General features: G+C 38.8%; 18 protein-coding genes and 2 tRNA genes. 12 read left to right on the top strand and 8 right to left on the bottom strand.

The window, feature by feature from the left end:
* Positions 1-97: 97 nt before the first annotated feature.
* The 6 genes from GWI68_RS14795 (at position 98) to cysM (ending at position 6099) form a co-directional block, all read left to right on the top strand.
* Complete coding sequence (locus GWI68_RS14795) at positions 98-994, top strand: Dyp-type peroxidase (RefSeq protein ID WP_166540772.1); 897 nt, start codon at positions 98-100, stop codon at positions 992-994.
* Positions 995-1229: 235 nt separating this feature from the next.
* Positions 1230-2249 (top strand): thiosulfate ABC transporter substrate-binding protein CysP, encoded by a 1020-nt coding sequence (gene cysP, locus GWI68_RS14790; RefSeq protein ID WP_166540771.1) that lies wholly within the window; start codon positions 1230-1232, stop codon positions 2247-2249.
* Positions 2249-3082: a sulfate/thiosulfate ABC transporter permease CysT gene (gene cysT, locus GWI68_RS14785; protein ID WP_072068681.1), complete on the top strand. Its 834-nt coding sequence runs from the start codon at positions 2249-2251 to the stop codon at positions 3080-3082. The genes cysP and cysT overlap by 1 nt, the downstream gene beginning before the upstream one ends.
* Positions 3082-3924 carry a sulfate/thiosulfate ABC transporter permease CysW gene (cysW, locus tag GWI68_RS14780; protein WP_166540770.1) on the top strand — a complete coding sequence of 281 codons (843 nt, stop codon included), beginning with the start codon at positions 3082-3084 and terminating at the stop codon, positions 3922-3924. The genes cysT and cysW overlap by 1 nt, the downstream gene beginning before the upstream one ends.
* A 32-nt stretch (positions 3925-3956) precedes the next feature.
* Positions 3957-5045, top strand: a complete 1089-nt coding sequence (cysA, locus tag GWI68_RS14775) for a sulfate/thiosulfate ABC transporter ATP-binding protein CysA (RefSeq protein WP_109407305.1) — start codon at positions 3957-3959, stop codon at positions 5043-5045.
* Between the two features lie 169 nt (positions 5046-5214).
* Positions 5215-6099, top strand: coding sequence for a cysteine synthase CysM (cysM, locus tag GWI68_RS14770; RefSeq protein ID WP_109407304.1), 885 nt, complete (start codon positions 5215-5217; stop codon positions 6097-6099).
* 712 nt (positions 6100-6811) lie between these two features.
* On the opposite strand, the gene crr is transcribed toward cysM, so the two are convergent.
* The 4 genes from crr to cysK form a co-directional block, all read right to left on the bottom strand.
* Positions 6812-7321, bottom strand: a complete 510-nt coding sequence (gene crr, locus GWI68_RS14765; RefSeq protein WP_036935451.1) for a PTS glucose transporter subunit IIA — start codon at positions 7319-7321, stop codon at positions 6812-6814.
* 49 nt (positions 7322-7370) lie between these two features.
* Positions 7371-9098 (bottom strand): phosphoenolpyruvate-protein phosphotransferase PtsI, encoded by a 1728-nt coding sequence (ptsI, locus tag GWI68_RS14760; protein WP_109407303.1) that lies wholly within the window; start codon positions 9096-9098, stop codon positions 7371-7373.
* A gap of 138 nt (positions 9099-9236) precedes the next feature.
* Entirely contained in the window at positions 9237-9494 is a 258-nt protein-coding gene (gene ptsH / locus GWI68_RS14755; protein WP_006533407.1) for a phosphocarrier protein Hpr, read from the bottom strand.
* A gap of 332 nt (positions 9495-9826) precedes the next feature.
* Entirely contained in the window at positions 9827-10780 is a 954-nt protein-coding gene (gene cysK / locus GWI68_RS14750) for a cysteine synthase A (RefSeq protein WP_166540769.1), read from the bottom strand.
* 236 nt (positions 10781-11016) lie between these two features.
* Between cysK and GWI68_RS14745 the strand changes: the two genes are divergently transcribed.
* On the top strand, positions 11017-11547 hold the full coding sequence (locus tag GWI68_RS14745; protein ID WP_166540768.1) for a hypothetical protein: 531 nt from the start codon (positions 11017-11019) through the stop codon (positions 11545-11547).
* Positions 11548-11661: 114 nt separating this feature from the next.
* Here GWI68_RS14745 and cysZ read toward each other — a convergent pair whose 3' ends face one another.
* Positions 11662-12432, bottom strand: a complete 771-nt coding sequence (gene cysZ / locus GWI68_RS14740) for a sulfate transporter CysZ (protein ID WP_166540767.1) — start codon at positions 12430-12432, stop codon at positions 11662-11664.
* 226 nt (positions 12433-12658) lie between these two features.
* Between cysZ and zipA the strand changes: the two genes are divergently transcribed.
* From zipA to GWI68_RS14720, 4 genes are all read left to right on the top strand, one after another.
* Positions 12659-13690 carry a cell division protein ZipA gene (gene zipA / locus GWI68_RS14735; protein WP_208105217.1) on the top strand — a complete coding sequence of 344 codons (1032 nt, stop codon included), beginning with the start codon at positions 12659-12661 and terminating at the stop codon, positions 13688-13690.
* A gap of 57 nt (positions 13691-13747) precedes the next feature.
* Entirely contained in the window at positions 13748-15775 is a 2028-nt protein-coding gene (gene ligA / locus GWI68_RS14730) for an NAD-dependent DNA ligase LigA (RefSeq protein WP_166540765.1), read from the top strand.
* 228 nt (positions 15776-16003) lie between these two features.
* Positions 16004-17188, top strand: coding sequence for a NupC/NupG family nucleoside CNT transporter (locus GWI68_RS14725; protein ID WP_036935465.1), 1185 nt, complete (start codon positions 16004-16006; stop codon positions 17186-17188).
* Between the two features lie 163 nt (positions 17189-17351).
* Positions 17352-17567, top strand: a complete 216-nt coding sequence (locus tag GWI68_RS14720) for a DUF3820 family protein (protein WP_023581656.1) — start codon at positions 17352-17354, stop codon at positions 17565-17567.
* Between the two features lie 2 nt (positions 17568-17569).
* On the opposite strand, the gene GWI68_RS14715 is transcribed toward GWI68_RS14720, so the two are convergent.
* The gene (locus GWI68_RS14715) at positions 17570-18010 is read right to left on the bottom strand and encodes a MarR family transcriptional regulator (protein ID WP_166540764.1); all 441 of its coding nucleotides are present in this window, start codon (positions 18008-18010) and stop codon (positions 17570-17572) included.
* A gap of 180 nt (positions 18011-18190) precedes the next feature.
* Here GWI68_RS14715 and GWI68_RS14710 point away from each other — a divergent pair, with 180 nt between their 5' ends.
* Positions 18191-18946 carry an SDR family NAD(P)-dependent oxidoreductase gene (locus GWI68_RS14710; RefSeq protein ID WP_166540763.1) on the top strand — a complete coding sequence of 252 codons (756 nt, stop codon included), beginning with the start codon at positions 18191-18193 and terminating at the stop codon, positions 18944-18946.
* 61 nt (positions 18947-19007) lie between these two features.
* Here GWI68_RS14710 and GWI68_RS14705 read toward each other — a convergent pair.
* Together GWI68_RS14705 and GWI68_RS14700 are read right to left on the bottom strand one after the other, a co-directional pair.
* A tRNA-Ala gene (locus GWI68_RS14705) sits at positions 19008-19083 on the bottom strand.
* A 26-nt stretch (positions 19084-19109) separates the two neighbouring features.
* Positions 19110-19185: transfer RNA gene (locus GWI68_RS14700), tRNA-Ala, on the bottom strand.
* Between the last annotated feature and the right edge of the window lie 155 nt (positions 19186-19340).

Below are 19340 nucleotides of genomic sequence, written 5' to 3'. Positions count from 1 at the left end.
ACTGTCTGATATTTGTTAAAAGGCAAATCTTCGGAAAAAAATATTCGATATAATTAACATTATTCCGAGCGTTTTGATTATTGATTAGGGAAGCAATATGTCTCATGCACAAAGTGGCATTTTAGTCGCACATAGTAAATTTGGTCTTTTTATCGAAGCAATGGTCGTGGGTGAATTAGAATTTCTGCGTCAAGGATGTCAGAAATTTATGCAATCATTATCTGATTTACAAAAGCAATTTCCTGATGCGTCATTAGGCGCAGTTGTTGCATTTGGCTCTGATCTTTGGAAAAAATTATCAGATGAAAACAGTGCTCCTGAGCTAAAACCTTTTCGCCCATTAGGTAAAGGTTTAGCACCAGCGACACAACGTGATCTGCTTATTCACATTCAATCTATGCGCCATGATGTGAACTTTTCATTGGCACAAGCGGCAATTGCAGCTTTTGGGGATGTGATTAAAGTTGAAGAAGAAATTCATGGTTTCCGTTGGATAGAAGAGCGTGATTTAAGTGGTTTTATTGATGGTACTGAAAACCCACAAGATGATGAACGCTACGGTGTTGCATTGATTAATGATGGTGTAGATGCTGGTGGTAGTTATGTTTTAGTTCAGCGTTATGAGCATAACCTAAAAAAATGGGCTCGTTTTAGTGAATCAGATCAAGAAAAAATGATCGGTCGAACTAAAAAAGACAGTGTTGAACTTGATGAATCAGAACGTAATGTCACATCTCATGTTTCTCGTGTTGTGATTGAAGAAGATGGCGAAGAGTTAGCAATTTTACGTCACAGCCTCCCTTACGGTACTGCAAGTGGTAAACATGGTTTATATTTCTTAGCTTATTGTGGTCGTTTATATAATATTGAACAGCAATTACTAAGTATGTTTGGTGAATTAGATGGTAAACACGATGACTTATTACGTATGAGTAAGCCTGTTACAGGAAGTTATTACTTTGCTCCATCTTATGAAGTCTTAAAAGCACTATAAATTGCCAAGCATTAAATAATTTTTTATTGATAAAATGCCTGCTTTAATCGCAGGCATTTTTGTCTGAATTTTTTTCACATTAATTCCTATTGACGTAAATTTAATTAATTAGCTTGCGTTTTACTCAATTTTAATAGCTTTCAGTTATATCAAATAACAAAAGCTAACTACACTGTTATAAATAAAGCCGATAAAGTAACCATTAGAATAAAACTTACAATGATGGGTACTTTTGATGAAGAAAAACACAATCAGAACCTTTGCATTACAAGCAACTACAGCATTGTCTTTGGTTGTCAGCAGTTATGCAGGGGCTGCTCAATTACTTAATAGCTCTTATGACATTGCGCGAGAGTTATTCACACAGCTAAATAGTGATTTTAAAACTCAGTGGGATGCACAGCATCCTGATGACAAAGTGACTATCAAACAATCTCATGCGGGTTCTTCTAAGCAAGCACTTGCGATATTGCAAGGGCTACCTGCTGATGTAGTGACATATAACCAAGTGACCGATGTGCAAATTCTGCATGATAAAGGCAAGCTTATTCCTGCGGATTGGCAACAACGTCTTCCTAATAATAGCTCACCTTATTATTCCACTATGGCGTATTTAGTGCGCAAAGGTAATCCTAAAAATATTACGACATGGGAGGATTTAACTCGCGAAGATGTCAAAGTGGTTTTCCCTAATCCAAAAACATCAGGTAATGGGCGCTATACCTATTTAGCTGCTTGGGGAGCTTTTGAAAAAGCCTATGGTAATGATGAGAAAACCCAAGAAGCAATGAAAAAGTTCCTTAAAAATGTTGAAGTGTTTGATACAGGAGGGCGTGGCGCTACAACCTCTTTTATTGAGCGTGGTCTTGGGGATGTGCTGATCAGTTTTGAATCCGAAGTTAATAATATTCGCCAGCAATATGGTGAAGATGAATATCAAGTTATTGTGCCACCCGTAGATATTCTAGCTGAGTTTCCAGTCGCTTGGATTGATAAAAATGTGCAACGTAATGACACAGAAACATTGGCAAAAGCTTACCTCAATTATTTATACAGTCCTAAAGCACAAGAGATCATCACGCAATTTAACTATCGCGTGAATGATAAAGCTGTTATGGCTCAAAAAGCAGCACAATTTCCAGCAACATCTTTATTTACCGTTGAAGAGATATTTGGTGACTGGAATAACGTGATGAAAACGCATTTCACAACTGATGGCATGCTTGACAAGTTATTAGCGCAAGGACGTCAATAATGTTTACCACAACCAGTAAACGAGTATTACCGGGATTTGGATTAAGCTTAGGCGGAACACTGTTTTATACCTGCTTGATCTTACTATTACCAATGAGTGCGCTGGTTGTGCAACTTTCTGATATGAGCTGGGCGCAATATTGGGCCGTCATAACGCATCCCCAAATTGTTGCCGCGTATAAAGTCACACTACTTGCGGCTGCGGTTGCCAGTATTTTTAATGCTATTTTTGGCATGTTGCTTGCGTGGATCATTACACGTTACCGTTTTCCAGGTAGACAACTACTTGATGGTTTAATGGACTTGCCTTTTGCTTTACCTACTGCGGTTGCAGGATTAACGCTCGCTACTCTGTTTTCAACGCAAGGTTGGTATGGCTTTGTGTTAGATAAATTTGATATCAAAGTAATTAACACATGGATTGGTATCGCTGTTGCGATGGCTTTTACCAGTTTACCTTTTGTAGTAAGAACGGTTCAGCCAGTGCTTGAAGAGTTAGGCCCAGAGTATGAAGAGGCCGCTGAAACGCTAGGAGCGAGCCGTTGGCAAACATTTCGTAAAGTTGTATTACCTGAATTATCACCCGCGCTAATTGCTGGAACCGCGCTCTCTTTTACACGCAGTTTGGGGGAGTTTGGTGCCGTTATTTTTATTGCCGGTAATATTGCATGGCAAACAGAAGTGGTTTCCTTGATGATTTTTATTCGATTACAAGAGTTTGATTATCCTGCAGCTAGTGCTGTGGCTTCTGTGATTTTACTTGTTTCTTTAGTCTTACTGTTTTCAATTAATGGATTGCAAAGCCGATTTGGACAACGGTTGAGGGGGCATTGATGTCAGATATTATACAGCAACGCTCTATTTATCGTCGCCAGATTGATTGGATAAAATGGGGATTAATCCTTACAGGCGTTGTGTTATCCATTTTATTTTTAGTTGTGCCTATAGCGTGGATCTTTATGACCGCGTTTTCAAAAGGTATTGAAATATTTACTGAAAACTTATTAGACAGCGATATGTTACATGCTGTCTGGTTAACGGTATTAATCGCGTTAATCACCGTACCTGTCAATATGTTGTTTGGTGTCAGTATGGCATGGCTGGTTACTCGCTTCCGCTTCCCAGGACGTCAACTATTAATGACACTAATTGATATTCCTTTTGCGGTATCGCCTGTTGTCGCTGGACTGCTCTACTTACTTTTTTACGGTAGTAATGGATGGGCAGGGCAATGGTTATCTCAGTTTGATATTCAGCTTATGTTCTCATGGCCGGGAATGGTATTAGTTACGGTGTTTGTCACTTGCCCTTTTGTGGTTAGAGAACTGGTGCCGGTGATGATGAGTCAAGGTAGCCAAGAAGATGAAGCCGCTGTGTTATTAGGAGCGAGTGGATGGAAAATGTTTTGGCGTGTGACATTACCGAATATTCGCTGGGCATTGTTATATGGTGTGGTATTAACCAATGCCAGAGCCATTGGTGAGTTCGGGGCTGTTTCAGTGGTATCTGGTGCTATTCGTGGTGAAACCTATTCGCTGCCGTTACAAGTTGAATTGCTGCATCAAGATTACAATACCGTTGGTGCCTTTACGGCCGCCGCATTACTCGCCATGATGGCGATATTCACCTTAATGTTTAAAAGTGCATTGCAATGGCACTTAGCGCGTCAGCAATGACATCATTATTGACACAAAAGTAGAGGCAAAATATGAGTATTGAAATTAATAACGTCACAAAATATTTTGATCGCACCGAAGTGTTGCATGATGTCAGTCTTGATGTCGCTTCAGGTGAAATGGTGGCATTGTTAGGGCCTTCAGGATCAGGAAAAACAACACTTTTACGTATTATTGCGGGATTAGAACATCAAACCCAAGGGAAAATCTGTTTTGAAGGACAAGATGTTAGTCGATTACATGCTCGTTCACGTAAAGTCGGTTTTGTTTTTCAGCATTATGCGCTGTTTCGCCATATGACCGTATTTGAGAATATTGCATTTGGCTTAACCGTATTACCACGTCGTGAAAGACCAAGCAAAGATGCTATTCATAAAAAAGTGACCCAACTATTGGAGATGATCCAATTGCCTCACTTAGCTCAACGTTATCCTGCACAATTATCGGGTGGGCAAAAACAGCGGGTGGCTTTAGCAAGGGCTTTGGCTGTTGAACCTCAAATTTTACTACTCGATGAGCCTTTTGGCGCTTTAGACGCAAAAGTAAGAACAGAATTACGCCGTTGGTTACGTGAGTTGCATGAAGAACTTAAATTTACTAGCGTTTTTGTGACTCATGATCAACAAGAAGCAATGGAAGTGGCTGATCGCATTGTGATAATGGGGAATGGAAAAATAGAACAAGTAGGTACACCACAAGAAGTGTGGCAATCACCTTCAAGCCGTTTTGTACTCGAATTTCTAGGTGATGTTAATCATCTACAAGGTGAGATTAATGGCGCACAATTACATATTGGGGGCTATCACTTGCCATTATCGGTGACACCGCTTTATCAAGGTGAAGTAGATGTATTTTTACGTCCTTGGGAAATAGCATTAAGTACACATGAAAATAGTGTCTGTCGATTACCGGTTAAAGTCATTGAGGTTTCACCTAAAGGACATTATTGGCAATTGATTTTACAACCCATTGGATGGAGTAAAACGCCAATTACGGCAGTATGGAATGAGATGTCTTTAACGCCAGCAAAAGGAAACACCTATTATATGGGAGGTGCCCAAGCCCGTTTATATTCGGGTGATACTCCCTTAAAAACCGTGTCGTTGGCGTATACCGCGTAATTATATTTCTCATTGTACTTTCTAATTATCACCCATGCCTATTTTTAAGCATGGGTGTTTTGGTTTTGACAATAGCCTAAAGTTATCTAAATACGTTAATGCTATTGCGTTAATAAGTTAAATGTGATTTCTTCATTAATACAGACAAATAAATGAGCAGGGACTTATTGTGGCAGGGTTAGAACAATTTATTGGTAATACACCATTAGTAAAACTACAACGACTTACGCAAGAAGTAGACGCTGAAATCTGGGTTAAACTTGAAGGTAATAACCCAGCAGGTTCAGTGAAAGACAGAGCCGCATTATCTATGATTGAACAAGCAGAATTACGTGGTGAAATAAAGCCAGGTGATACGCTTATTGAGGCAACTAGTGGTAATACTGGGATTGCCTTAGCCATGATTGCAGCGGTAAAAGGTTACCGTTTAAAGCTGTTAATGCCTGAGAATATGAGTAAAGAACGTCAAGCATCAATGCAAGCTTATGGCGCAGAATTGATTTTAGTGAGTCGTGAAGTCGGTATGGAAGGTGCACGAGATCTCGCACAACAAATGGAACAGCAGGGAGAGGGAAAAGTATTAGATCAATTTAATAACCCAGATAATCCAAGAGCCCATTTTTTGTCAACAGGCCCCGAAATTTGGCAACAGACGCAAGGTCGTATTACACATTTTGTTTCGAGTATGGGAACAACGGGGACGATCACCGGTGTGGGTAGTTACTTAAAAACACAATCTGATAGCGTGCAAATTATTGGACTTCAGCCAGAAGAAAAAAGCCAAATTCCAGGTATTCGTCGCTGGTCGCCCGCTTATTTGCCGGGAATTTTTAAAAAAGAGCTGGTGGATAGTGTGATTGATATGTCTCAAACCGAAGCAGAATCAACGATGCGCCTTTTAGCAAGTCAAGAGGGTATCTTCTGTGGTGTGAGTTCTGGAGGCGCTGTTGCTGGCGCTCTGCGCGTTGCAAAAGAAAATCCAGGGGCAGTGATTGTGGCCATTGTGTGTGATAGAGGGGATCGTTATTTATCAACAGGCGTTTACTCGTCATAATTCAAGTTGTAGCGTTGTTGACTGCGCTCATTCGCACTAGTCACATACTTGTGTATGTTCCTAGCGACTTATTCCCTTGTCGCCTAGCTACATCTTGAATTATTTAGAGTATTTACTCGTCATACTTCAAGTTGTAGCAGTTGTTAACTGCGTTCATTCGCACTAGTCACATACTTATGTATGCTCCTAGCGACTTATTCCCTTGTCGCCTAGCTACATCTTGAATTATTTAGAGTATTTACTCGTTATACTTCAAGTTGTAGCAGTTGTTAACTGCGTTCATTCACACTAGTCACATACTTATGTATGTTCTTAGCGACTTATTCCCTTGTCGCCTAGCTACACCTTGAATTATTTAGAATATTTACTCGTTATACTTCAAGTTGTAGCGTTGTTGAGGGTGTTCATTCACACTAGTCACATACTTGTGTATGTTCCTAGCGACTTATTCCCTTGTCGCCTAGCTATACCTTGAATTATTTAGAGTATTTACTCGTTATACTTCAAGTTGTAGCAGTTGTTAACTGCGTTCATTCACACTAGTCACATACTTATGTATGTTCTTAGCGACTTATTCCCTTGTCGCCTAGCTACACCTTGAATTATTTAGAGTAATAATATCGTCGAATGAGTTAGAGTATTTTTTGGGTTTTGAATATAAAAAAACCGCCACATTATTGGTGGCGGTTTAAATAGAGAACATCTCAGAAGATTATTTTTTAATCTGAATAATAACGGTTTCACCAACAGTAACTGGGCCTGTCATTTTGGTTAAACCTTGAATTTCATCCATATTAGAAATGACAACTGGCGTTAGAACTGATTTTGCTTTTTCTTCTAATACAGCCAAGTCAAATTCTAAAATAGTATCACCAACTTTTACTTGCTGACCTTCTTCAGCGATACGTTTAAACCCTTCACCTTTCAGTTCAACAGTGTCGATACCGAAGTGGACAAATAACTCGATACCGTTGTCAGACTCAATAGAGAAAGCATGGTTAGTCTCGAAAATTTTACCGATAGTACCATCGACTGGTGCAACAATTTTATTACCAGCAGGTTTGATAGCAATACCGTCACCTACGATTTTTTCAGCGAAAACAACATCAGGAACATCTTCGATATTGACGATTTCACCTGAAAGTGGTGCAACAATATCAATCGTGCCACTGCCTTTCTTTTCCTCTGAAACCAGTGATTTTAATTTATCAAACAGACCCATGAATCTTCTCCTAATTATTGTAGTTGGGACCGGGCTCTGGCTAATGCGATTAGCACAGTGTCTTTTCTTTAGTAAAAGTTTCTACTAAGTCCATCAATTCTTTTGCAGTTGGCTGAGCAAGTGCTTGCTCTGCTAGTGCTCTTGCATCATCGTAATTCGCATTGCGGATCACTTTTTTGATGCGAGGAATTGAAATAGCACTCATACTAAACTCATCTAATCCCATGCCTAGAAGGAGCAGTGTTGCTCGTTCATCTCCAGCAAGTTCACCACACATTCCAGTCCATTTACCTTCAGCATGTGATGCATCAATCACCTGTTTTATCAGGTTGAGTACTGCAGGTGACATTGGATTATATAGATGAGATATCAGCTCATTTCCACGGTCTACAGCCAGAGTATATTGTGTTAGATCGTTAGTCCCAATACTGAAAAAGTCAACTTCTTTTGCCATATGGCGAGCCATTACTGCAGCTGCTGGTGTTTCTACCATCACACCGACTTCAATAGACTCATCAAAAGCTTTATTTTCTTCACGAAGTTGGCTTTTCAATATTTCAAGTTCTGCTTTCAATGCACGGATCTCTTCAACAGAGATAATCATTGGAAACATAATACGCAGTTTACCAAAAGCAGATGCTCTTAAGATAGCACGTAATTGTGAATGAAGGATCTCTTTACGGTCAAGACAAATACGAATTGCACGCCAACCTAAGAATGGGTTCTCTTCTTTGGGTAGATTCATGTAAGGTAAGTCTTTATCACCGCCAATATCCATAGTACGAATAATGACCGCAGGACTTCCAACCGCTTCTGCTACCGCTTTATAGGCTTGGAATTGCTCATCTTCTGTTGGTAAAGAGTCTCTATCCATAAATAAAAATTCAGTACGATACAGACCAACACCTTCAGCACCGTTACGTTCAGCACCAGCAACATCACGAACTGTACCAATATTAGCGCAAACTTCGACTTGGTGCCCATCAAGTGTAATGGCAGGTAAATCTTTGAGTTTTGCTAATTCTTCTTTTTCGTGCAGATACTCTTCTTTGATGGCTTTTAATGCTTCGAGTTCTTCGTCAGATGGATTAATAATGATTTTGTTATTAATCGCATCAAGAACCAGATAATCGTCTTTTTTAATGGTTTGTGTCGCATTAGATGTGCCCACAATAGCAGGGATTTCTAATGAACGAGCCATAATAGAAGTGTGAGATGTTCTGCCCCCTAAGTCAGTAATAAAGCCTAATACGTTATCTAGGCTTAATTGAGCTGTTTCAGAAGGGGTGAGGTCAGTTGCCACTAGAATAACTTTTTCTGAAATAGCACTTAAATCGATAATTGGCATTTCTAAAATATTACGCATCAAGCGTTTACCAATATCACGAACGTCAGCTGCACGCTCTTTTAAATACTCGTCATCTAATGCTTCTAATGCGGTGGCTTGATCTTCAATAACAGATTGAACAGCAGCTTCGGCAGTTTTTTTGTCGCTTTTGATAAGAGTAACAATTTCTTGTTCCAACTCTTCATCTTCTAACAACATGATATGGCCTTCAAAGATTTCGGCTTTATCTGCACCGAGATTCTTTTCAGCACGCTCTTTAATGATTTCTAGTTGTTGTGCAGATTTATTACGGCCATCTTTAAAGCGCTCGATTTGATTCTCAATTTCATCACTTTGGATCTTACGTTGGCTAATGATGATTGGTTCTTCTTTGAGGAGAAGGGTTTGACCAAATGCGATACCGGGTGATGCTAAAATTCCTGAAATCATAATTTATCCTACGACTTGCTGGTGATAATCTTAAAAGAATAGGATTGCAAAATACTGTTGTTTTAAAATCATCATTAGAGGTTAACTCCCCTGAATGGTTTCAGGGGAATAAATACTGTGCTAATGCTTAATCGCGAATTATTCTAATTCCGCCATTAATTTTACCAGTGCTTCAACGGCTTGCTTTTCGTCTTCGCCTTCAGCAGAGATAGTCACTACAGTACCTTGGGTCAAACCTAAGGTTTGTAATTTGAAAAGGCTCTTAGCACTAGCAGATTTACCACTAGAGATAAGGGTGATATCAGAAGAGAACGTTTTGGCTTCTTTTACAAATTGTGCCGCAGGACGAGTATGTAAGCCGTTTGGTGCTGTAATAGTAACTTCTTGCTGGTACATAGGATTTTTTTCCTTTTATAACTCAATTGTTCACATTAAGTCAGGACTTAGTAAGTGTAGATGAAATTGTCCTGCTTTGCGTAGCTATATCAGATAATATTAAGTCGTAAAGCGTCATCTGATAAAAATAGTGTTCAGGAAAATAAAAGAGGGTGATTTTATCATCTCGGTTATTTTCTGATTAATTTCGACCTTCGAAATAATTAATTGATTAAATACTAAACTCGAAGGAATAAATCACCTGTCTGGATGACAAAGTTTGATCTCTACCACAAAAAAAGCACCTTTAAGGTGCTTTTTTAATAAATATTTTACAATTGAGATGATGCGATTTAGCTATCAGAAATGTCAGCAAAAAGTGGTGTGCTTAAATAACGTTCACCTGAAGAAGGTAAAATTACCACAATTTCTTTGTTTGCAAATTCGGGTTCTTTTGACAGTTTTACGGCGGCTGCAATCGCTGCTCCAGAAGAAATCCCCGCTAAAATACCTTCTTTGGTCATTAATTCTCGCGCAGTATCAAAAGCTTCTTCGTTTGTGATCTGAATAACGCGATCCAGTAATGATAAATCTAGGTTTTCAGGGATAAAACCAGCACCAATACCTTGGATTTTATGAGGACCTGGTTTAATCTCTTCACCAGCTAAGGCTTGTGTAATAACAGGGGAACCAGTTGGTTCAACCGCAACCATTGTTACTGCTTTACCTTGAGTCTTTTTCAAGTAACGACCAATACCCGTAATAGTACCGCCTGTGCCGACACCTGCAATTACAGCACCGACTTCACCATCAGTGTCGTTCCAAATTTCAGGGCCTGTGGTTTTTTCATGAATTTCAGGGTTAGCTGGATTACTAAATTGTTGTAGTAGGAGATAACGGCTAGGATCGCTATCACGAATTTCATTGGCTTTATCGATAGCCCCTTTCATGCCTTTCGCGCCATCAGTTAGCACTAAGTTGGCGCCTAATGCTTTGAGTAGTTTTCGGCGTTCAATGCTCATGGTGTCAGGCATGGTTAGCGTCAATTTGTATCCGCGTGCAGCTGCAACATAGGCAAGTGCAATCCCTGTATTACCACTTGTCGGCTCTACAAGTTCAACACCTTCTTTTAGGATACCTTTCTTTTCAGCATCCCAAATCATGTTGGCACCGATACGGCATTTCACACTAAAGCTTGGGTTACGAGATTCCACTTTAGCTAGAATGTTACCATTTCCGAAATGCTTTAAGCGAATTAAGGGAGTGTGTCCAATAGTTTGCGAGTTGTCTTCGAAAATCTTGCTCATTTTTATCCTCGGTACATGATTTTTTATAAGGTCAGATGAAATTACCATACGCCATCAAGACAAAGATGGAAATAAGCTTTATGAATAACCTTATAACTTTTTCTTCTTTTTATTCCAAAAGGTTCTAATCAAGAGTGAGTGAGAAGATTCACAAATTAATAAATCAAGAGATGTGCAGTATATTGATGGCTGATAATCTATTTTTAACTACGTTTATTGTAAATACAGGGGTCATAATGGAAACCATTGAAGAGTTGATTAGCGCACTGGAACTCGCTGTACCTGAATTAGACGCGCAAGCTTTGCGTGAAAATTTACCTGAGTCTGATGCTCAAGAAGATGTACTTAATTGGCTATACGAATCACTCTCTGCTCAAGGATTAATGGATTATGTGGAATGGACAGAATATTTTGGTGATATTCCTGATTTGAAATCCTTAGAACAAATTTCTTTGTCTGAATCACCTAGCGCATTGATTTTATCTCAAGTTGAAAATATTGATTGGGATGAGATGAGTGTTGATCCTTATATGTTGCCTTATGAATTACCTTATCTGGAATATATTAACCACTTTTTGACAGAAAAAGGGTTACGGTTAGTGGATCTCACACCGTTTGAAAATGCGTATATTTTCTGTATTCGAGACGATGAAGAGCTGATTGAAAAATTAGATGGTGCTTTAAATATCTTTGAAATGGGCATCAATGAACGTGAGCCGATGGATAGAGAAGAAACGAAAGATTATATTCGTTCACTCATTGAGTAATATGTTCAATTGCTAAATAAACACAATTAGCATTTTAAATATAACCTATAAAATAAAACCCCGTTTTAATAAAACGGGGTTTTTCAACATGATCGATAAGCGACGAGATAATGCTTACCACTGCCCTTCTTGTGTATGTTGTTTGCGATAACGATCGCACCACATTGCTGTTGCACCACAAATAGCGACAGGCATGATGACTAAATTTAGAATAGGGATCATGGTAAAAATATTAATAATCATACCAAATTGAAGATTATTCCATTTGTCCTGTTTGAGTGAGGATTTCATCGCTGCAAATGAAATTTTATGGTTATCAAATGGGAAGTCATTATATTGAATTGCCATCATCCAAGCACCAAAAGCAAACCATAAAATAGGAGCAACAGTTTGTCCGACAACAGGGATAAAATAAAGTAATAACAAGACAATAGCACGAGGTAAATAATAAGCTATTTTGGTTAATTCACGTTTTAGAATACGTGGAATATCTTTTAATATACCCGTAACTCCCGTATCTGGTGGTGCAATACCGGTTATTTGACCTTCTAATTTTTCAGCCAACAGACCATTAAAAGGAGAGGCAATAATATTAGCTAAGGTGCTAAAGAAATAAGTGAACACCAATAAAATAAAAATAACGGATAATGGCCAAATTAAATAGCTTAGCCATTGTAACCAATCAGGGACTTTTTCCATCATCCAATTGACCATATCGCCAATTTGACCATATAACCACCAAAAGGCACTTCCGAGAATAATAATATTGGCAAGTAACGGCAAGATAACAAAACGTTTTAGCCCTTTGCGTGTAATTAAACGCCAACCAAGAGCAAAATAATGAAATCCATTTAAATTTTTATTCGTTTCTGTCAAATTTGTCATACTTCCTATTCTCTCCAATGAGGGCAAGCTAGTATCATATAGGGAGATAATCAGCCTTACTAGTCATGAATTGTCTAAAAAATGCGCATAAGAGATTGAAGTGTGTATCTTTGTGACAAGAAAATTAAGTATTGGCTTGCACTTATGAGCATTGGCAAATACTCTTAGTAAAAAGTAATATTCGCCAACGTGGCTATTAAACCTCAAGACAACAGAGATAGAAATGATGCAGCAAAATTTGCGTCTGATATTAATCGTTGTTGGTGCGATTTTAATCATAGCTTTGTTATTACACGGCTTATGGATTGGTCGAAAAGAGCGTTCTAAGCTTTTCCGTAATCGCCCAGTAAAACGTCAGAAACAGAATTATCAGTCAGATGAGAACGATGACGAACCACAATATGCTGAGACTAGTCATCAGACATCAACTTTATCCTCTACTGAAAAGCGGGAGAGTGAGCTACCGATAAAATCGGAGTCTCTACATGAACCTGAATTTTCGGTGGCAGATAGAGATCCATTAATGTCTGAGAACCAAGCAAAAGGGCATTCTAATGAAACATCACTACAACAAGAGCCAAGCCTTGGAGTATTTGATGTTATTGAAAAAGAATCTGCACCTGTTGTTAGGGATGAGCCAAGACAAGCTCCAGTGGTCAATGTAGCGGGTGAAATAAAATCACACGTTAATACAAGCTCATCGGTGAGCTCAGAGCCTTCGATTTCAGAGACAACGGCTCATGTGACTCCTGCTGAAACTGAATCTTCGCATCATGCTCCGGCTGAAGAGCCAAAAACGGGATCTGCGCCAGTTGTAGAACCTGTAGAAGAAGCAGAGAAAGAGCTGGTTATTGTCTTAAACGTAAGTGCGCACCATGGTCAAATGTTGGATGGTGAAATATTGATGCAAAGTATTATTCAAGCTGGATTCCAGTTTGGAGAAATGAATATTTTCCATCGTCATCTAAATCCAACGGCTAATGGTCCTGTTTTGTTTAGCTTAGCCAACATGGTGAAGCCGGGAACCTTTGATATAGATACCATGGCTGAATTAACCACACCAGGTGTCTCTATGTTTATGATGGTGCCATCTTATGGTGATGCTAACCAAAACTTTAAATTGATGTTGCTTGCAGCTCAACGTATTGCATCTGATGTGGGAGGAGTTGTACTTGATGATGAGCGCAAACTCTTAACACCACAAAAAATCGAGCTTTATAAATCTAGAATTCGCAGGACGCTGGATTTAAATCAATAGTTTCTATCTGTAAAAAAGCCCCCGCTTGCGGGGGTTTTTCTTCTTTGGTGATAAATCATGAATAAAAATACTCAACAAAAAATTGATAAACTTCGCGTTACCTTACGTCACCATGAATATCTTTATCATGTCATGGACGCGCCTGAAATACCTGATGCTGAATACGACCGCTTAATGAATGAGCTAAAAGCATTAGAAGCCCAACATCCTGAATTAATTACCTCGGATTCACCTACACAACGTGTTGGTGCATTACCACTCACTGCATTTGAGCAAGTGAGACATGAAATTCCAATGTTGTCTTTAGATAATGCTTTTGATGAAACCAGTTATCAGGCATTTGATAAGCGTTTGCGAGATCGTTTAAAAAATAGTGAAGAAATCACTTTTTGCTGTGAATTAAAACTTGATGGACTTGCAGTTAGCTTACTTTATGAAAATGGAGTTTTAGTACAAGCTGCAACGCGAGGGGATGGTACAACAGGAGAGAACATCACTGAAAACGTAAGAACCATTAAAGCTATTCCATTGCGTTTATATGGTGAAAATATTCCTGCACGTATTGAGATCCGTGGTGAAGTCTTTATGAATGAAAAAGGCTTTGAATATTTAAACGAAGAAGCTCGTCGCACAGGGGGAAAAGTATTTGCTAACCCTCGTAACGCAGCGGCGGGATCTTTACGACAACTTGATCCGCGTATCACAGCGAAACGCCCATTAACCTTTTTCTGTTATGGCGTTGGTGTACTCGAAGGTGGTGAGTTACCTGCAAGCCACTATGCCCGTTTACAACTATTTAAAGAATGGGGATTACCTGTCAGTGATGCAGTAAAACTGTGTACTGGTAGTAAAGCCGTTCTTGAGTTTTATCATCATGTAGAAGAAATTCGCCCTAACTTAGGCTTTGATATCGATGGTGTCGTTATTAAGGTGGATGATATTGCGCTGCAAGAAGAGCTGGGTTTTGTCTCAAGGGCACCACGTTGGGCTATTGCTTATAAGTTCCAAGCTCAAGAGCAAATGACGATTATCAAAGATGTTGAATTCCAAGTAGGGCGTACTGGTGCAATTACCCCAGTTGCCCGTTTAGAGCCTGTGCAAGTTGCTGGTGTTGTCGTGAGTAATGCTACATTACACAATGCTGATGAAATCGAACGCTTGGGATTGCGTATTGGCGATACTGTGGTTATTCGTCGTGCGGGTGATGTTATTCCTCAGGTTGTTAGTGTGATTGAAGAGAAACGTCCTGCTGATGCACAAGAGATTATTTTTCCAACGCAATGCCCAATTTGCCAATCTGATATAGAGCGTATTGAAGGCGAAGCGGTAGCGCGTTGTACTGGGGGATTAATTTGTGGTGCACAACGTAAAGAAGCGCTTAAGCATTTTGTTTCTCGTCGTGCGATGGATGTTGATGGTATGGGCGATAAAATTATCGACCAATTGGTTGAAAAAGAGTATGTCAAAACACCAGCAGATCTTTTTCGTTTAGATGAGAAAATCTTGTCTGGTTTAGAGCGAATGGGTGAAAAATCAGCAAAAAAATTAATTGCTGCATTAGATAAATCAAAATCAACAACATTTGCGCGTTTTATTTATGCTCTTGGAATTAGAGAAGTTGGTGAAGCAACGGCAAGTGGATTAACCGCTCATTTTTCTACGCTTGAAGCATTACGAAATGCAGATGTTGAAGCACTAAAATCAGTCCCAGATGTGGGAGATATTGTGGCTAAGCACGTTGTGAATTTCTTCCAAGAAGAACACAATAAAACGGTTATTGATCAGCTAATTAATGACGCAGGCATTACATGGCAAGCACCAGTAATAGTCACTCATGAAGCGGGAGATAATCCTTTTGCTGGTAAAATCGTAGTGTTAACTGGCTCACTATCACAATTAACACGCGATGAAGCAAAAGATAGATTAGTGGCTTTAGGGGCAAAAGTGAGTGGAAGTGTCTCTAAAAAAACTGATATGGTGATTGCAGGTGAAGCGGCAGGTTCTAAGTTAGTGAAAGCTAACGAGTTAGGGATAGACGTTATTGATGAAGATGAAATGATAAGATTACTTGATCAATCTAAATAATCACACTATTATTTAGTAAATGCTACTGAGAAACGCTCTCAGTAGCATTTTTCACTTAAGTGAAATTTACATTTAATGTTTCTTTAGTAACTTATAAAGTGTGATCAACCTATCTTATTTAATAAATAGTGTGTATGCGGTTTCATGATATTGTGACAATAGTCACATCCTAATGTTACGCGTTACATAAAATGCTCCTCAAGATTTATTTTTATTTTTGGAGCATGCATGTCTTCTATCATTCACTTCGTTTTAGCACTCGCCGTTATTGGCGCATTAGCATTCATTGCGAGTAATAATCGCAAAGGGATCCGTCTGCGTTATATCGTGCAGTTATTAGTTATTGAAATCGCATTAGCATGGTTCTTCCTCAACTCTGATGTTGGTGAAGGTTTTGTTCGTGGTTTTGCTGGATTATTTGATCACTTATTAGGTTACGCTGCCCAAGGTACTGAATTTGTATTCGGTGGCATGATGAAAGGTGGTTTAGCATTCTTCTTCCTGAATGTATTATGTCCAATTATCTTTATTTCTGCATTAATTGGTATTCTTCAACATATCAAAGTATTACCTTTCGTGATCCGCATTATCGGTACTGTGCTTTCTAAAGTGAATGGTATGGGGAAACTGGAATCATTCAACGCAGTTAGCTCATTAGTTCTTGGTCAATCAGAGAACTTTATTGCCTATAAAGATGTTTTAGGCAAAATGTCTCAGCGTCGTATGTACACCATGGCTGCAACAGCAATGTCGACAGTATCAATGTCAATTGTTGGTGCATACATGACAATGTTAGATCCAAAATATGTTGTTGCTGCTCTAGTACTGAATATGTTCAGTACCTTTATCGTCCTTTCTGTGATTAACCCATATTCTGTTGAGAATGAAGAAGATATTCAAATGGGTAATCTTCATGAAGGTCAAAGCTTCTTTGAAATGTTAGGTGAATACATTCTAGCTGGTTTCAAAGTTGCATTAATCGTAGCTGCAATGCTGATTGGTTTCATTGCTTTAATTGCTGCAGTGAATGCAATTTTCAGCATGATTTTTGGTATTAGCTTCCAAGATTGCTTAGGTTACGTTTTCTATCCATTAGCATGGGTAATTGGTGTACCAGAACAAGATGCATTACGTGTTGGTAGTGTGATGGCAACGAAATTAGTGTCTAACGAATTCGTTGCAATGGGTAGCTTACAAGATATCGCAGCCGATATTTCACCACGCTCAGTGGGTATTTTATCAGTATTCTTAGTTTCATTTGCTAACTTCTCTTCAATCGGGATTGTAGCAGGTGCGATTAAAGGTCTAAATGAAATGCAAGGTAACGTTGTTTCTCGTTTCGGTCTGAAATTACTGTTCGGTTCTACATTAGTGAGCTTCTTATCAGCGGCTATCGCAGGCTTGTTTGTTTAATCGCTCAAGATAAAACAGATAGCATGTGAATAAAATAACAATGTAAACCACATTACTTGTTCATCAGGTAATAAAAAATCAAGCAGTACCTTCGGGTACTGCTTTTTTTATCTTTAAATTACCCTATAATTGATCCTTTCCTTCGATAACAACGGTATAGAATATGCTAGAAAAACAGCATCTTATTGATATAGCAAACACACAAATGCCATTTGGTAAGTACAAGGGGCGAATGTTGGTTGATTTACCTGAAGAGTATTTATTATGGTTTGCTAAGAAAGGAGAGTTCCCTGAAGGAAAACTAGGGCAACTCATGGAGATGACCCTTGCAATTAAAATTGAAGGCTTAGAAGGACTATTAAAGCCCTTAAAGCGGTGATATTAATTATTATCTAGACCTGATTTTTCAGGTGCTAATGCGTTAATAATTTTCTGACTTAATTCAATAAATAATGTTTGTTCTCCCAATGTCAAACACTCACTTATTTTTTCAGCATTTTGTTTACGACCTAATGCTGCTCTTGCTAAAAAAGCGTGGCCATCATCAGTTAAATGGGTAATAAACTCACGTTTATCTTTTTCTGAACGATACTGTGCAATAAATCCTAAGGTTTTTAACCCTCGCATAAACTTCGATAAATTTTGTCTTGAAATCGCTAACGAATGACTTAATTGGGATGGGGTTAAATCACCTCGTAAGCGCAATAATTCTAAAACATCATATTGACCCCAAGTGACTTGTTCTGGGGTATAACGAGTGCGTTGCGCGACTAATGTGCATTGTAATAATGATAATGCATTTTCTAATTCACATTTTTCCATAAATACGTCATCTCATGAATAATATTAACTAAAGTTAATTTTATCAGGTCATCCCGCGTGAAGAAACTTTATATTGATTAACTAAAGTTAATCAAATATCATGATGTATAGTTAACTTTAGTTAATTACCTTCCGATTGTACGATAAAACGAGATGTCATTGTTAATAGGTGAAATAAAAATGAAAGATTATTTTAAGGATAAAGTGATTTTAGTCACTGGTGCAAGTACAGGTGTAGGTGAAGGTATTGCACAATTGCTATTTCAACGTGGTGCGACGGTTTTCATTACCGGTAGGCATTTAGATCAAGTAATAAAAACAGCGTGTTCTATTGATATAACGGGTAAAAAAGTCATTGCTTTGCAGGCTGATATGACCTCACCTTCTCAGGTCGAAAAAATGATTGAGGCTGTTATGTCGCAAGCTGGAGCATTACATGGCTTAGTTAACAATGCAGGGATCACGGGGCCTCATAATACATCTATTGTGGATTATGAGATTGAAGATTGGAAAGCAGTAATCGATACCGATATTAATAGCGTATTTTATGGCTTGAAATATGGTATACCCGCAATCTTAAAAAGTGGGGGAGGGAGTATTGTTAATCTTTCTTCATCTAATGGCGTTGTCGGTATTGCAGGTATTTCAGCATATACGGCAGCTAAACATGCCGTATTAGGGATCACTCGTTCAGCTGCACTTGAATTTGCAGATAAAGGAATAAGGATCAATGCAATAGGTCCTGGTTATGTCGATACACCAAGGATGCAAATGCTACCCAACGAAGTACGTGAATGGATGGCAGATACACACCCAATGAAACGTATGGCAACCAGAGAAGAAGTCGCTAAAACCGTTGCTTTTTTACTTTCAGATGAAAGTAGTTTCACAACAGGTGCATTTTATGCCGTTGATGGGGGTTACACTGCACAATAGAAATGAATAAGGAGTAGAAAACAAAAAATCCCGAAGATTTCTCTTCAGGATCTTGAAATTCTGGTGGAGCTAAACGGGATCGAACCGTTGACCTCTTGCATGCCATGCAAGCGCTCTCCCAACTGAGCTATAACCCCACATATTGGATTGTTCTAGAGTATATTGGTGGAGCTAAGCGGGATCGAACCGCTGACCTCTTGCATGCCATGCAAGCGCTCTCCCAACTGAGCTATAGCCCCAACATACTGGAACGGGCTTGATAATAGGCAACAAGCACAATACTGTCAATCAGTTAATCTCACATTATTTGTTGATTGCTGAAAAAGAATACAAAAAAAAGATACATTCCGTAATTTAGGAATGTATCTCTCTTAGTCAGCAAGTTTAATGTGTA

The sequence above is a fragment of the Proteus sp. G2669 genome, from assembly GCF_009915245.1.
Taxonomy (GTDB): domain Bacteria; phylum Pseudomonadota; class Gammaproteobacteria; order Enterobacterales; family Enterobacteriaceae; genus Proteus.
This window is presented reverse-complemented; position numbering and strand designations above follow the sequence as displayed.